Consider the following 15,122-nt stretch of genomic DNA (forward strand, 5'->3'; position numbering starts at 1 on the left):
GTGTTCAGTATGTCCCCGACGGTTCCTTTCATACGGCGGCCCCTGCGGCAATCTTTTTTATCGTGGGACCGCTTTCGATGGACTTCGGTGTCTCTTGTGTTCTGACCTTATTTCCGCTATACTGAACAAAAAGAAGAATCAGGTCAGACAGGAGGATCTCTATGCTCACGCCTATTTTGGACAGCAGCGCTTCCATGCCCTTGTATGAGCAGCTCTACCGCCACATCCGGGGGGAGATCGAGGCCGGGCGGTTGGCCGCCGGGGAGCGGCTGCCCTCCAAGCGGGCCCTGGCCGCCCACCTGAAAATCAGCGTGGTAACGGTGGAGGGAGCCTATAATCAGCTGCTGGCGGAGGGCTACCTCCGCTCCCAACCCAAGCGGGGCTTCTTCGTGCAGGCGGCGGAGGCCACGCCCGCCAGAACCTCCCCCGGTCCTCTGCCCCCGCCGGAAGAACCCGCCCGGCCCACCTTCCGCTACAACTTCTCCACCAGCGCCGTGGACACCGCCCTGTTTCCCTTCGCCACCTGGGCCAAGCTGATGCGGGAGGTGCTGTCTCAGCAGGAGGACACCCTGCTCAACACTCCCCATCCCCAGGGGGTGCCCGAGCTGCGGGAGGCCATTGCCGCCCACCTCTATCGTTTCCGGGGCATCCGGGCGGACCCGGCCCAGATCGTGGTGGGCGCAGGGTCGGAGGTACTCACCAGCTTGCTGGTCCAGCTGCTGGGCCGGGAGGGACGCTACGGGGTGGAAAACCCCGGCTACACCAAGACCCACCGCATCCTGGGCAGCTGCGGGGCCCAGGTGGAACCCATCCCCCTGGACGACCAGGGCCTGGTGGTGGAGGAGCTGGACCGTCACAAAGTACAGGTGGTCCACGTCACCCCCTCCCACCACTTTCCTCTGGGCATCATCATGCCGGTGACCCGGCGTCAAGCCCTGCTGCGCTGGGCCGCCCAGCAGCCGGGGCGCTATATTCTGGAGGACGACTACGACAGCGAGTTCCGTTTCTCCGGCCGGCCCATTCCGGCGCTGCAAAGTCTGGACAACGGAGAGCGGGTCATCTACCTCAATACCTTTGCCAAGAGTCTGGCTCCCTCCCTGCGCATCAGTTATATGGTGCTGCCCCCCCATCTGCTGGAGCGGTGGCGGCGGGAGTTCTGGTTCTACTCCTCCACCGTCCCCTCCTTTGAGCAGTACGCCCTGGCCCGGTTCATGGACCGGGGCCACTTTGAGCGTCACCTGAACCGCACCCGCACCCGGTACAAAGCCCGGCGGGAGGCCCTGCTGGCCGCCGCCCGGGACACCGGCCTGACCCAGGTGGGTTCCTTTGACGGAGGCGACGCCGGCCTCCACCTGCTGCTGTGGATGGACCGGCGGTGGAATGAACAGGAGCTGGCCGCCCGGGCGGCGGAGGTAGGTGTTGGAGTGTCTCCCCTGTCCATCTGCGACCTGACTCCGCCCCCCATAGACCGGCCGCCAGCCCTCATCATGGGCTATACCCGGGTGGCTGCCGAGGACATGGCCCCCGCCCTGTCCCTGCTGAAATCCGCCTGGGGCTTTTAAACAAAAAAGGACGCATTGCCTGTGCAATGCGTCCTTTTTTTCGTTAAAATCCGGTGAGTGGAGCGGAACCGTCGTCCTCTCCCTTCTCAATGGCCAATACCTTAGCATCATAGCCGTAGCTGTCATTGACCTGGATGCGGAAGGTCTCTCCCACTTTGCGGCCCAGCAGGGCCTTGCCCATGGGCGACTCCTTGCTGATGAGCCCGTGGAGGGCGTCCTGCCGCATGGTGGTGACGATCTGGTAGGTCTCGGTGTCCCCCTCATCCTCCAGAAACACGGTCACCTTATCATAGAGTCCTACCCCGTCGGTCACCGGCTCGTCCGGCAGCACCTTGGCGGTGCGGATCATATTCTCCAGGTAGCGGATGCGGCCCTCGTTCCGGTTTTTCTCCTGCTTGGCGGCCTTGTACTCAAAGTTCTCGCTGAGGTCACCGAAGGCCCGGGCCTCCTTCACCGCCTCCAGCAGCTGGGGGCGCAGCTGGATACGGCGGTAATCCAGCTCCTCCCGCATCATCTGAATGTCCTTTTTGGTCAGTTCGTTGTGCACGTCAGTTCCCCTCTTCCCCAGATGTCTGCCCAGCGTGAGCTCCCTGGCCCTGGGCAATGGCCTGCCGTTCCTTGACCAGCTCACCGTGGAGGGCCACCGAGTTCCAGGTCCGGTTGGTGGGGGTCAGCACTGCCTTGAGATAGACCGCCGGGATCTTGTTCCGCCGGAAGCCCTGGAGGAACCGGTCCAGCAGGGGGCCGGTGCAGTTGACCAGCACCAGCATCTCGTCCCCAAAGGTCTCTCCGGTCCAGGGCGTCTCCGGCGCGGCGCCGTCCACCAGATCGCCCAGAGGCAGGCCATACTCCTCCGGCGTCACAAGCCGGGTCCGCAGACCCAGAGGCAGGCACATCCGCCGGATCTTGGCCCCCTTGGGGGTATCCAAATTATAAAGCAGAATGAGAGGCATATTCATACGGTTCTTCCCCTTTCGTTCCTTTCATTGTATCCACATCCGCCTCCGCCGTCAACCCGCATCTCCCGCCGCCATACATTGGAAAGAAGGGAGATGAGGCCCGTGTACACACCGCCTTCCGGAGAAACCCTGCTTGCTGCCGCCGCGCTGGCCGCCGCCCGGCTGGCTCACAACCGCTCCGCCGAGGAACTTGCCGTTCTGTCCGCTTTTTTCTGTACCCTGGGGGACGGCCTAGCTCTGGTGGCCGCCCGCCGGACCATGGATGAGGCTTGTAAATCTTCTGTAAATCCCATTGATAATGCTACGGAAATCGCGTAAACTAGACTTCTAAAGAGAGGTGTATCATCACATGAAATGCGGGATCGTGGATGTGGGTTCCAACACCATCCGCCTGTCCATCTATCATTGGGAGGGGCAGAAGTTCAAGCTCCTCATGAATAAAAAGGAGATGGCCGGCCTGGCCGGCTACATCAAAAACGGCCTGCTCTCCGACAGCGGCATTCTGGTGGCCTGCCGGGTGCTGGCGGGCTTCAAGGCCCTGCTACGCAATTTTGACATTGCCGACCTCTATGTATTCGGCACTGCCTCCCTGCGCAACATCGTCAATACCGAGGAGGCCCTGGAGACCATTGAGGCGGTGACCGGGATCAAGGTAGAGGTGCTGTCAGGGGCCGATGAGGCCGCCTTCTCCTTCCTGGGAGCCACCGTAGGCGGCGGCGCGCCGGGCTCCGGGATGCTGGCCGACGTGGGCGGCGGCTCCACCGAGCTGGTGGCCTACCAGGACGGGGCCATCACCTCAGGCTGCTCCCTGCCCATGGGCTCCCTGTCCCTCTTCACCAAACACGTCTCCGGCCTTTTCCCCACCAAGGAGGAGCGGAAGGCCATCCGCTCCGACGTGAGGGAGGAGCTGGAAAAGGCCAAAACCGCCGGTCTGCGGTGCAGTCACCTGACCGGCGTGGGCGGCACCTTCCGGGCCGCCGCCAAGCTGTGCAACGACCTGTCCGGCGCCGATCCGGACAACCGGATCATCCCCGCCGGGGAGATCCACGCCCTGTACAAGGGGCTGAAAAAGGGCGATCAGGATACCCTGCGGCAGATCCTGCGCTCGGTACCCGACCGGGTCCACACCATTCTGCCCGGTTTGGCCATCCTCACCGCCATTCTGGACGCCTATGAGGTATCCACCGTATCGGTCAGCGCCTGCGGCGTCCGGGAGGGCTATCTGCTCCGCCGCGTGATGGAGGGAACAAGCCATGATGCATAAAGAGATCGACACACGCTATACCCAGGAGCGGGAACTGTCCTGGCTGCGTTTCAACGAGCGGGTGCTGGAGGAAGCCAAGGACGAGAGCGTCCCTCTCTTCGAACGGCTGAAATTTGCCGCTATTTTCACCAGCAACCTGGACGAGTTCTTCATGATCCGGGTTGGGTCCATCTACGACATGACTCTGTCCAAGCAGACCCATGTGGACAGCAAGAGCGGCCTCACCCCCACTGAGCAGCTCCAGGCCATCTTCAAGACGGTACCCGGTCTGTACAAGCAGAAGGACAAGATCGTCTCCCAGCTGGAGAAGCGGCTGCGGACCTGCAACATCTGCAACCTGACCCCCGGGGAGCTGGATGGCAAGGAGCGCAAGCAGGTGGAGCGGTGGTTCCGGGACTATGTGCAGCCCATCCTGTCCCCCATGGTGGTAGACAGCCACCACCCCTTCCCTCACCTGCCCTCCAACAGCCTGACCATCGCCCTCACCCTGCGGCTGGGCAACACCCGCTGCTTCGGCCTGGTACCCATTCCCAAGGCCCTTCCTCCCTACTTCCAGCTGGAGGAACAGGGCCTGCGTTACCTGCTCACCGAACAGGTGGTCCTTCACTTTGCCGATCAGCTCTTTGAGACCTACCAGGTGGAGGAGAAGTGCGTTATTTCGGTAACCCGCAACGCCGACATCAGCCCCGAGGACGAGGACTACGATGTGGGTGAGGACTTCCGGGCCCATATGCAGAAGGTGCTGAAGAAGCGGGCCCGACTGGCCCCCGTGCGGCTGGAGATCCAGGGAGAGGCCTCCGCTGAACTGCAGCAGTTCCTCTGCCAGCGGCTCAATCTGACCGCCGAGCAGGTGTTCCGGTCCAAAAGCCCCCTCATTATGGGCTATGTCTACTCCCTGGAAGGCAAACTGCCCGAGGAGAGCGCCGCCGCCCTGTGTTATCCTCCCTATACCCCTCAGTGGCCCGCCGGTCTGGTCAAGGGCGAGAAGCTGATCCCCCAGATTTTACGGCGGGATATGCTGCTCTTCTATCCCTTCCACTCCATGGAGCCCTTCCTCCAGCTGGTGCGGGAGGCTGCCAACGATCCGTTTGTGCTGTCCATCAAGATCACCATCTATCGGCTGGCCTCCACCGCCAAGCTGGTGGAATATCTGGCGGCGGCGGCGGAAAACGGCAAGGACGTGACCGTGCTCATGGAGCTGCGGGCCCGGTTCGACGAGCAGAACAACATTGCCTGGGCCCAGCGGCTGGAGGAGGCGGGCTGTACCATCCTCTACGGCTTTGAGCACTACAAGGTCCACTCCAAGATCTGCCTCATCACCCGCCGGGACAAGGGCCGCATCCAGTACATCACCCAGATCGGCACCGGCAATTACAACGAAAAGACGGCCAAGCTTTATACCGACTTCTGCCTTATGACCGCCAGCCCCGCCATCGGCGGCGATGGCGCGGCGTTCTTTCAGAATATGGCCACCTCCAACCTCCACGGCGAGTATCACCAGCTGCTGGTGGCCCCCCACAGTTTGAAAAACCGCATTCTGGCCCTGATGGACCGGGAAATCGAAAAGGCTCGCCAGGGCCAGCCCGCCCGTATTTTCTTCAAGGTCAACTCGGTCACCGACCGGGAGCTCATCGACAAACTGGCCGAGGCCAGCCAGGCCGGCGTACCCGTGACCCTCAACGTGCGGGGCATCTGCTGCCTGCGGCCCGGCGTACCCGGCCTCACCGACCGTATCCGGGTCTTTTCCATCGTGGGCCGCTATCTGGAACACCCCCGGATCTACGCCTTCGGCGTAGGAGAGGGTACCCGCCTCTACATCGGCTCCGCCGACCTGATGACCCGCAACACCGAGCGCCGGGTGGAGATCGCCTGCCCGGTAGTAGACCCGGACGTGCGCCGTCAGATCCGGCAGTATGTGGAGCTATTCTGCTCCGACAACGTGAAGGCCCGCAACATGGGTCCCGACGGCAGCTACACGCCGGTGCCCCGCCAGGAGGGCGCCCCCGCTGTCAACGCCCAGGCGGCGCTGATGGAGCAAGCTGTGCGGGAGGCCCGGGCCGTTGCCAATGCCCCGGCTCCCCAGGAGAAGCGAGGGGGATTTTTCCACCGTCTCTTCCACCGGGAGTCTCGCTGAATAGCTTGATTTTTACGTAAGAAAGGCCGCCCTGTCGGGCGGCCTTTCTTGCTATTTGAATTCAGGTATGGAACCGGCGGCGTACCTCTTCCCGGACAGCGGGAATACGCCGGATAATCACCAGGGGGATCACAGTACACACACATATAGTAAGTACTACCAACGACCAGGAGGGGTCCCACCGGCCAGTAAGCCAGCGGTCGATGAAAAATTCCACACCCAGGAGAAATACCCCCAGGCTGCCGATGAGAATGGCGACAGTACTGATGACCGAGCGGTGGTACACCCGCAGCATCAGGGAGAGCAGCAGCCATACCGCGCCTCCCCACAGGATAATGGGCACCGCCAGCCCCAGATACCAGTCCCGGCCATTCAGGTCCACCGACATCAGGTAGACATACAGGGCCACCGCCGCCACATTGATGACGCTGCGGACCAGCAGAGGCAATCGTCTGAAGAGGAGGGGCAGCACAATCCACAGCCACAGCATGATGGTGGCCCCAATCACATAGAGAGACCAGGCCCGCCCCGGTTTCAGAAACAGGTTGAGCAGACCGCATCCCACCGCCACACAGGCCAGCATAGCGGTAATGGCCGCCGCCACCGCCCCCTTAGGGATGGGCGGCACCTCTCCCCGCTCAGTGGGAAAGGGCTTGGGAGATGTGGTGTCGGGCGGACGGCCCGGGTCTATCACCTTTGTCTGGCACAGCGGGCAGAACGTGGCAGTGGCGTCCAGTTCCACTCCACAATGAACACAATAGGACATGGTGCTTCCTCCTTATTGGGTACGGTTGCTCTCCACTTTGACATGGACGCCGTCCCGCACCAAAAAGCGGAAAAACTCCCGCTCCGTATCCGTCTCCCTCTGGGTCCCGGCAAAGGTAATTTCCATCTCGTCCCCGTAACTGATGGAGGCACAGTGGACCCGGGGCATGGTAGCCTGCCCCAGGATCACCTCCATCCGACGGATATGGGACTTCATCTCCTCCGGCACCTGGAAGGGCCCAGGGTTGGTATAGGTACCGGAATAGGGCCGCACTCCTGCCATCCAGTACCCGAAAGCGATACCCGGCTTCTTCAGTGCAATGGGTATGATCTGAATGAATTTGTTCCTGGCAAACTTCACATTGCCCGCCAGCTCTGCCTGCATCTGCTGCCGGTTGATGTTCAGCCGCAGATAGTGATGGACCTGGCTGACAATCTCCTCAAAGGTATACTCCCCCAGGCTTGGATCGATGCAGGGCCGGACGGTCAGAATAAAGTTTCGCAGGCTCTCGGTGGGAAACCAGGGCCGCAGGTTGATGGGGATGGCCAGGGCCACCGGCAATTCCTTTTTGGGCCCCTCCCGGTGCTGCTTGTCCACCAGAACCTTCAGCAGCACCGCCGTCAGATATTCCGTAATGGATGCCCCGTGCTCCTTGGCCTTCTCTTTCAGCTGCCGCACCGAGCAAAAGCCCATGGTTACATTGAGGGTATAGAAGGGCTCCGGCGTACCGGCGTTGGCATATGCCTTTTTCAGCGTGGTAAAGCTTCTGGCCTTTACGGTAGCGTACCGGGCGTAGGCGTCCTCCAGCTCCTCCGGCCTGGGGGGCTGCTCCACATCCAGCACCCCGCAGGTATTGGGGATCTGGTAGCCCAGCTCCCGCAGGTAGACCGCCAGCAAGGTCCGCAGCAGGGTCATAGCGCCTCCGCCGTCGCTGATGGCGTGGAAGACTTCCAGGGAAATACGCCGCTCATAGTAGAAAAAGCGCACCAGCCATCCGTCCCCCTGATCAAAACGTATGGGTTGGCACGGATTGGAGATATCTTTCTGTACAAAGGGGCCGGGAGCGTCGTTGAATTCCGAGTAGTACCAGAAGATCCCCGGCTTGATCCGCACCCGGAAGCCGGGGAAGCGGGGCATGGTCTTGTCCACCGCCCGCTGAAGGGCCTCCGGGTCCACCGGCTGATCCATCACGGCGGAAAAGCGATAAACAGCGGAATACCGTTCCTTTTGGATGGCGGAGTAGACCACCGCCGCATTGTCCAGCCGGTACCACTCTTTGTGCTTCTTTTCTCCGCGTTCAGACTGAGCTGCCGCCATGGCTCCCCCCCCCTTTCCTGAAAAAAGGATACCACATTCCTCTGTCGCTCACAAGGGAAAGTGAATCTCTCCACAAAAAAGAGGCCCCGCCCGCCTCTTTTCTTTCATTCTCCCCTGTGGTATAATGCAGTTTATCGAATTACCATGAAATAAGGAGAGACGGCATTATGAGCCACCACAGCAAGCGTCAGGAGCTGGCCGGACAGCGGGCGGAAAAGCAGCGTCTGGCCCCTTTCATGCGCGCACTGAAGGCGATCCACAGCGCCGCCACCCCCGAGGTCATGAACGTGGAAGATCTGGCCCGCCAGCGGAAAAGCCAGGAGCTGCTGGGCCGACTAGTGGCTCCTATGGGCGGTATGAGCTGGGAACCCTTTTCCCTGGGCGAGATGAACTGTGCCTGGATCAGGCCTCACCGGAGCTATGACCGCAGGAAGGCCATTCTCTATTGCCACGGCGGCGGCTATACCAGTGGCACCCTGGGCTACTCCCGCATCCTAGGCTCCAAGCTGTCCCTGGTCACAGGATTGCAGGTGATGAGCTTTGAGTACCGCCTGGCCCCTGAACACCCCTATCCCGCCGCTGTGGAGGACGCCCTCCAGGCCTGGGACCACCTGATGTATCTGGGCTACGGCGCCCGGGACATCATTGTGGCGGGCGATTCTGCAGGGGGCAACCTGGCACTGGTGCTTACCCACAAGCTGAAAGAGGCGGGCCGTTTGCTTCCCCGGGCACTTCTCCTCTTCTCTCCCTGGACCGACATGACGGCCAGCGGCAAGTCCTATCAGGAGCGGGCTGACATCGACCCCGTGCTCACCCTCAACTATATCTACGCCACCCGGGACGCCTATGCCCGGGGAGAGGACCTGACCGATCCCTGTCTGTCCCCTCTGTTTGCCGATCTCACCGGGTTCCCCCCTACCCTGATCCAAGCTGGCACCAACGAGCTGCTGCTCTCCGACTCGGTGCGCCTGCGCAACCGGATGCTCAAGGCCTCCGTGCCCTGCAAGCTGGAAGTGTGGGACAAGATGTGGCACGTCTTTCAGACCTTCCCTATGAAAAAGGCCAACGAGGCCATGGAACACGCCGCCAGTTTCTTAATGGGCGGACTATAATGAAAAACAGGCGCTGCCGCTGGCAGCGCCTGTTTTTATTATCTTGCTTGTTCCGCAGCCTGGAGCACATGGGCCGCCAGCACCGAGGTGGTCACGGCCCCCACTCCGCCGGGCACCGGCGTCACTGCGCCTACGATCTCGTCGGCAGCAGCAAAATCCACATCACCCACCAGATTGCCGTTCTCATCCACATTGATGCCCACGTCCAGCACCAACTGGCCGGGGGCCAGATGATCCCGGCCTATCATATTGGCCCGTCCGGCGGCGGCGATGAGCACCTCCGCCCGACGGCACTCGGCGGCCAGGTCGGCGGTACGGGTGTGGCAGAGGGTGACGGTGGCGTTTTTCCCCAGCAGCAGCATAGACAGAGGCTTGCCCACCACCAGACTTCGGCCCACCACCACCGCCCGCTTACCGGTGAGGTCACAGCCATAGTAGTTTAAAATCTCCATGCAGGCCTGAGCGGTACAGGGCGGATAGCCCGCACCGCCGCCGGTGAACACCGACGCCAGCGAACCGGCGGTAATACCGTCCACGTCCTTGGCCGGGTCCAGGGCAGCACAGATGGCCGCCTCATCGATCTGCGGCGGCAAGGGCCGGAACAGCAGGCAGCCGTGGATCTCCCGGTCCGCGTTGATCTGCTCAATGATCGCCATCAGGTCCCCGTGGCTGGATTCCTCTGGCAAGGTAAACTGCCTGACACGGATGCCCACTTTTTCGCACCGCTTCAGGGCTCCTCGCTCGTAGGACAGGTCCTCAGGGCGCTCCCCTACCCGCACGATGGCCAGGGTGGGAACGATGCCCTGGACCTTCAGCTGGTTGGCCTTGACGATCAGCCGCTCTGTCAGAGCCTGGGCCACAGGGGCCCCCTTCCAATGTTCCGCCATCAGGCAAACCTCCCCAGAACTGCTTCATAAACGCGCTCTGCGATCTTCCAATACCGCTCCACCAGACTGTCCACTTCTTCATTCATAGCCTGAGCATAGGCCCGGTCAGCCATACTCTTGGTGTTGACCTTCACGTTGAGGGCAGCGCCGTACAGGGCACTCCAGCAGAAAACCACCCCGGTGCCTACATCGGAGAGCATCATCACGCTCCCCTTCTCCAGCATCTCACTGTGAAGGTCAATGCCCTCACAGCTCAGGCGCAGGATCTCCATGGGTGTGGCAGCGGCATTCCGGAGGCATTCTTCCATCACCTGCTCCCGGTCGGGGGCATCCTTGGGAATGGCGTAGGCCTTGGACAGGGGCTCGAAGGCCGCAGCGTCAGCGTCCACCAGAGCCAGCAGGCGAGCCCGCAGGTCCTCTGCTTTGGCCATCAGGGCCTTCACGTCCTCCTCCACCTCGGCATACTTCTTCTTGCCTACGGTGTAGTTGCCCACCATGGTACACAGGGCCGCTCCCAGAGCGCCTACCAGGGCGGAGGCGCCGCCGCCGCCAGGAACAGGCGCTTTGGAGGCAAGGGCGTCCAGAAAATCGCCGCAGGTCTGGTTGGCGGTATTCATCGCAATCAACTCCTCATTGCAGCGGGCGGGTGTTGCCACCCGCCCGCGTTTTCTTTTAGAACAGGCCGGAGATCCGGCCGTTCTCGTCCACGTCCACTTTTTCCGCTGCCGGTACTTTCGGCAGGCCGGGCATGGTCATAATGTCGCCGGTGAGGGCCACCAGGAAGCCGGCGCCGGCAGACACCTTGATGTTGCGCACCGTGACGGTAAAGCCTTCGGGAGCACCCAGCAGATTCTGGTCGTCAGAGAAGGAATACTGGGTCTTGGCCATGCAGATGGGCAGGCCGCCGAAGCCCAGAGCAGTAAGCTCCGCTGCCTGCTTCTTGGCGGCGGGGGTAAGCACCACACCGTCGCCGTGGTACACCTTCTTCACGATGTCGGCCAGCTTGGCCTCGATGGGCTGATCCAGCTCATAGGCGAAGGCAAAGTGGTTGGGCTCCTCGCACAGGCGGATGACCTCCTGAGCCAGAGCGATGCCGCCCTCGCCGCCCTTGGCCCACACCTCGCTGAGGGCCACGTTGACGCCCAGGGCCTTGCACTTGTCCTCCACCAGCTTGAGCTCGGCCTCGGTGTCGGTAGGGAACCGGTTGATGGCCACCACGCAGGGCAGACCGTACACGGTGGTAATGTTCTCCACATGGCGCAGCAGGTTGGGCAGGCCCTTCTCCAGCGCCTCCAGGTTTTCGTTGTTCAGATCGGCCTTGGCCACGCCGCCGTGATGCTTCAGGGCACGGACAGTGGCCACCACCACCACAGCGGAGGGCTTCAGTCCGGCCAGACGGCACTTGATGTCCAGGAACTTCTCCGCACCCAGGTCAGCGCCGAAGCCAGCCTCGGTGATGGCGTAGTCTCCCATCTTGAGGGCCACCCGGGTGGCCATGACAGAGTTGCAGCCGTGGGCGATGTTGGCGAAGGGACCGCCGTGGATGAAGGCGGGAGTACCCTCCAGAGTCTGGACCAGGTTGGGCTTGATGGCATCTTTCAGCAGGGCGGCCATAGCGCCCTCGGCCTTCAGGTCGTGGGCGGTGATGGGAGCGCCGGAGCGGGAATAGCCCACCACCATGCGGCCCAGCCGGGCCTTCAGGTCGCCCAGCCCGGTGGCCAGACAGAGCACCGCCATGATCTCAGAGGCCACGGTGATATCGAAGCCGTCCTCACGGGGCACACCCTGCATCCGGCCACCCAGACCGCACACGATGTTGCGCAGCTGGCGGTCGTTCATATCCACGCACCGCTTCCAGGTAATGCGCTTGACGTCGATGTCCAGCTCATTGCCCTGCTGGATGTGGTTGTCCAGCATAGCGGCCAGCAGGTTGTTGGCCGCGCCGATGGCATGGAAATCGCCGGTAAAGTGGAGGTTGATATCCTCCATGGGCACCACCTGGGCGTAGCCGCCGCCGGCAGCGCCGCCCTTGACGCCGAACACAGGACCCAGGGAGGGCTCCCGCAGGGCCACCACGGTGTTTTTGCCCAGCCGGCGCATCCCGTCGGCCAGACCCACAGTGGTGGTGGTTTTGCCCTCGCCCGCGGGGGTAGGGTTGATAGCGGTGACCAGCACCAGCTTGCCGTCGGGCCTGCCTTCCCGATCAGACAGCAGCTTCAGGTCGATCTTGGCCTTGTACTTGCCGTAGTACTCCAGGTACTCCTCGTCCACCCCGGCCAGGGCGGCGATGTCCCGGATGTGCTTCATTTCACAGGCCTGAGCGATCTCGATATCCGTTTTCATGGACCTTCACTCCTTCATCCTTCCGCTTAGCAACGAAAACGCGCCGGCTCAGCCATCCTTGGCAAACCGGCGTTTCAGTTCATTTCCGCTGTTTCATCCTATAAAATGTACCATTCTTTCCCCGGCTTGTCAACGGAAATGAAAAAAAGCAGACCGACAGGTTTTGTCGGTCTGCTTTGTGTGGCTTTATATCCTTACGATCAAGCGGCCACCACGTTGACAGCGCGCAGCTTGTCAGCGTTCTTGGGATCGGGCTCCACGTCGTAGGTCACCTTCTGACCCTCCTGAAGGGTCTTGAAGCCGTCACACACGATGGCGGAGAAGTGCACGAACACGTCGTCGCCGCCCTCGTCGTTGGAGATGAAGCCGAAGCCCTTGGTCTCGTTGAACCACTTGACAGTACCGTGATACATAATGATGGTACCTCCTGCAAAAAATTTCGCGCTAAATGACAAGAAAACTCACATCTTTGGGGCATCGTCTGCAGAAGCGACGATGACTACAAAAATGTGAGTTCAGGCCGTACATTTAGACTACCAGAATACTATAACACCGAACCGCTCCTCCGTCAAGGAAAACATACTGGTGCGTAAGAAAAGGCAGACCGGCCCCGTACCATCGGGGCCGGTCTGTTCAGACACTTCAGTTGTCGCCCTTCATCAGCAGGTACATGACCGCCTTCTGGGCATGGAGGCGGTTCTCCGCCTCGTCAAAAATCTCACCGGCGTGGGCCTCAAAGACCTCAGCGGTGATCTCCTCGCCCCGGTGGGCAGGCAGGCAGTGCTGCACCATGCAGCCGGGGTTGGCCACTGCCATCAGCTCGTCATTGATCTGGTAGATGCCCTCAAAGACAGCCCGGCGCTTCTGGGCCTCGCCCTCCTGGCCCATGGATGCCCACACGTCGGTGAACAGGGCGTCGGCTCCGGCAGCCGCCTCCTTGGGGTCCCGGCACAGGGTAAACTTGCCGCCGCAGTTCTGGGCAAATTCCAGCACCTGGGGATCGGGATCATAGCCCTCAGGGCAGGCCACGGACACCTCCATGCCCACCTTCAGGCCGCCCACAATGAGGGAGTTTGCCATGTTGTTGCCGTCGCCGATGTAGCACAGCTTCAGGCCTTCCAGCCGGGACTTGTGCTCACGGATGGTCATCAGGTCGGCCAGCACCTGGCAGGGGTGGGCAAAGTCGGTGAGGCCGTTGATCACGGGGATAGAGGAATACTTGGCCAGAGTCTCCACCTCGGCCTGGCCGAAGGTGCGGATCATGATGCCGTCGCAGTAGCGGCTGAGCACCCGGGCAGTGTCCTCGATGGGCTCGCCCCGGCCAATCTGGCTCTCCTTGCCGGAGAGGAAGAGGGCGTGGCCGCCCAGCTGGAACATACCGGTCTCAAAGGACACACGGGTACGGGTGGAGTTCTTCTCAAAGATCATGGCCAGGGTCTTGCCCTCCAGATAGTGGTGGGTCAGGCCATGCTTCTGGTTGTATTTCATCTGGTCGGCAGTATCCAGAATCTTCACGATATCGGCCTTGGTCAGGTCCAGCAGCTTGAGCAGGTCTTTTTTCATCGTATTCACCTCATTGTTTCGGTTTGCTTACAGCAGGGTCTCCTTCATAATGGCAAGGCCCTTGTCGATCTCCGCCATGGAGATGGTCAGCGGGGGCAGCAGCCGCAAGGCGGAGCCGGCGGTGAGCACCAGCAGGCCGTTGCGGATCAGCCGGGCGGCCAGCACCTTGTTGCTCTCCTCCCCCTTCACCTCCACGCCAATCATCATGCCCAGGCCACGGGTCTCTCCCAGGCTGGACAGGCCCATATGCTCGATACGGGTGCGGATGTAGTGGCCCTTCTCCTTCACCTGGGCCAGAGCGTCCTCGTCCAGGGTGTCCAGTACCACCTGAGCGGCGGCGGCGCAGATGGGGTTGCCGCCGAAAGTGGAGGCGTGGGTGCCGGGGCCCAGCACATCCCGGCAGCGCTCGTTGGCCAGGAAGCCGCCCATAGGCAGGCCGCCGGCGATACCCTTGGCGAAGGACACCGCATCGGGAATGATGCCGTACTGCTGGAAGGCAAACAGGGTGCCGGTGCGGCCCACGCCGGTCTGCACCTCATCCACCAGCAGCAGCCAGTCCCGCTCGGCGCACAGCACCGCCAGGTCGTGGACGTACTCCGGGTCCATGGGGAGCACGCCGCCTTCGCCCTGCACCAGCTCCAGCATGACGGCGCACACGTCGTGGCCTGCCACCTCCTGGAGGGAATCCATATCACCCGCCAGGGCATACCGGAAGCCGTCGTTGAAGGGGAAGAAATACTGGTGGAATACATCCTGGCCGGTGGCGGTCAGGGTGGTAATGGTACGGCCGTGGAAGGAGTTCTTCAGGGTGATGATGGTGCCCCGTCCCTTGCCGTACTTGTCAAAAGAATATTTCCGGGCCAGCTTGATCATGCCCTCGTTGGCCTCGGCGCCCGAGTTGCCGAAGAAGGCGGCCGCCATGCCGGAGCGCTCACACAGCTGCTGGGCCAGCTTGGCGTAGGGCTGGGAGTAAAACAGATTGGAGATATGACCCAGCTTCATGGCCTGGTTGGTGATGGCCTCCACCCACTTGGGATTGGCGTAACCAATGGAGTTGACGCCGATACCGGAGGAGAAGTCGATGTACTCCTTCCCTGCCAGGTCGTACAGGGTAGCCCCCTGGCCGTGGTCGATGTCTACATCGAACCGGCCGTAGGTCTGCATCATATACTGGTGGTCCAGTTCCACCAATTCTTTATGGTCCATACTATCACC

General features: G+C 61.7%; 15 protein-coding genes. 5 read left to right on the forward strand and 10 right to left on the reverse strand.

Annotated elements, in window-relative coordinates:
- The first annotated feature begins 161 nt into the window (after positions 1-161).
- Positions 162-1,562 carry a PLP-dependent aminotransferase family protein gene (locus tag B5G40_RS10435; protein ID WP_087399567.1) on the forward strand — a complete coding sequence of 467 codons (1,401 nt, stop codon included), beginning with the start codon at positions 162-164 and terminating at the stop codon, positions 1,560-1,562.
- A gap of 43 nt (positions 1,563-1,605) precedes the next feature.
- Here the strand turns inward: B5G40_RS10435 and B5G40_RS10440 are convergent, their stop codons facing one another.
- Together B5G40_RS10440 and B5G40_RS10445 are read right to left on the reverse strand one after the other, a co-directional pair.
- A complete protein-coding gene (locus B5G40_RS10440) occupies positions 1,606-2,109 on the reverse strand; it encodes a GreA/GreB family elongation factor (RefSeq protein ID WP_087399568.1) in 504 nt (167 codons plus the stop codon).
- A 1-nt stretch (position 2,110) separates the two neighbouring features.
- Positions 2,111-2,521, reverse strand: a complete 411-nt coding sequence (locus tag B5G40_RS10445) for a DUF3783 domain-containing protein (RefSeq protein WP_087188702.1) — start codon at positions 2,519-2,521, stop codon at positions 2,111-2,113.
- A 102-nt stretch (positions 2,522-2,623) separates the two neighbouring features.
- Here B5G40_RS10445 and B5G40_RS10450 point away from each other — a divergent pair, with 102 nt between their 5' ends.
- Genes B5G40_RS10450 through ppk1 form a run of 3 tightly spaced genes read left to right on the forward strand, consistent with a single transcriptional unit; the run spans position 2,624 to position 5,919 of the window.
- Positions 2,624-2,839 (forward strand): hypothetical protein, encoded by a 216-nt coding sequence (locus B5G40_RS10450; protein WP_087330178.1) that lies wholly within the window; start codon positions 2,624-2,626, stop codon positions 2,837-2,839.
- Between the two features lie 31 nt (positions 2,840-2,870).
- Positions 2,871-3,785, forward strand: coding sequence for a hypothetical protein (locus tag B5G40_RS10455; protein WP_087399569.1), 915 nt, complete (start codon positions 2,871-2,873; stop codon positions 3,783-3,785).
- Positions 3,775-5,919, forward strand: a complete 2,145-nt coding sequence (ppk1, locus tag B5G40_RS10460; protein ID WP_242959387.1) for a polyphosphate kinase 1 — start codon at positions 3,775-3,777, stop codon at positions 5,917-5,919. The genes B5G40_RS10455 and ppk1 overlap by 11 nt, the downstream gene beginning before the upstream one ends.
- Before the next feature lie 61 nt (positions 5,920-5,980).
- On the opposite strand, the gene B5G40_RS10465 is transcribed toward ppk1, so the two are convergent.
- Positions 5,981-6,685: a DUF6320 domain-containing protein gene (locus B5G40_RS10465; protein ID WP_087271130.1), complete on the reverse strand. Its 705-nt coding sequence runs from the start codon at positions 6,683-6,685 to the stop codon at positions 5,981-5,983.
- 12 nt (positions 6,686-6,697) lie between these two features.
- On the reverse strand, positions 6,698-8,002 hold the full coding sequence (locus B5G40_RS10470; RefSeq protein ID WP_087399570.1) for a hypothetical protein: 1,305 nt from the start codon (positions 8,000-8,002) through the stop codon (positions 6,698-6,700).
- 167 nt (positions 8,003-8,169) lie between these two features.
- Between B5G40_RS10470 and B5G40_RS10475 the strand changes: the two genes are divergently transcribed.
- Positions 8,170-9,114, forward strand: coding sequence for an alpha/beta hydrolase (locus B5G40_RS10475; protein WP_087271124.1), 945 nt, complete (start codon positions 8,170-8,172; stop codon positions 9,112-9,114).
- A 38-nt stretch (positions 9,115-9,152) separates the two neighbouring features.
- Here the strand turns inward: B5G40_RS10475 and B5G40_RS10480 are convergent, their stop codons facing one another.
- From B5G40_RS10480 to B5G40_RS10505, 6 genes are all read right to left on the reverse strand, one after another.
- The gene (locus B5G40_RS10480; RefSeq protein ID WP_087399571.1) at positions 9,153-10,001 is read right to left on the reverse strand and encodes a bifunctional 5,10-methylenetetrahydrofolate dehydrogenase/5,10-methenyltetrahydrofolate cyclohydrolase; all 849 of its coding nucleotides are present in this window, start codon (positions 9,999-10,001) and stop codon (positions 9,153-9,155) included.
- Positions 10,001-10,618, reverse strand: a complete 618-nt coding sequence (locus tag B5G40_RS10485) for a cyclodeaminase/cyclohydrolase family protein (RefSeq protein ID WP_087399572.1) — start codon at positions 10,616-10,618, stop codon at positions 10,001-10,003. Before B5G40_RS10485 ends, B5G40_RS10480 begins: the two co-directional genes overlap by 1 nt.
- Before the next feature lie 55 nt (positions 10,619-10,673).
- Entirely contained in the window at positions 10,674-12,344 is a 1,671-nt protein-coding gene (locus B5G40_RS10490; RefSeq protein ID WP_087399573.1) for a formate--tetrahydrofolate ligase, read from the reverse strand.
- A 200-nt stretch (positions 12,345-12,544) separates the two neighbouring features.
- The gene (locus B5G40_RS10495; RefSeq protein WP_009259878.1) at positions 12,545-12,757 is read right to left on the reverse strand and encodes a cold-shock protein; all 213 of its coding nucleotides are present in this window, start codon (positions 12,755-12,757) and stop codon (positions 12,545-12,547) included.
- A gap of 229 nt (positions 12,758-12,986) precedes the next feature.
- Positions 12,987-13,907, reverse strand: a complete 921-nt coding sequence (argF, locus tag B5G40_RS10500; RefSeq protein WP_087399574.1) for an ornithine carbamoyltransferase — start codon at positions 13,905-13,907, stop codon at positions 12,987-12,989.
- 27 nt (positions 13,908-13,934) lie between these two features.
- Positions 13,935-15,113, reverse strand: a complete 1,179-nt coding sequence (locus B5G40_RS10505; protein WP_087188712.1) for an aspartate aminotransferase family protein — start codon at positions 15,111-15,113, stop codon at positions 13,935-13,937.
- Between the last annotated feature and the right edge of the window lie 9 nt (positions 15,114-15,122).

It is taken from the genome of Flavonifractor sp. An9 (assembly GCF_002161245.1).
In the GTDB taxonomy this organism is placed as follows: Bacteria; Bacillota; Clostridia; order Oscillospirales; family Oscillospiraceae; genus Flavonifractor; species Flavonifractor avicola.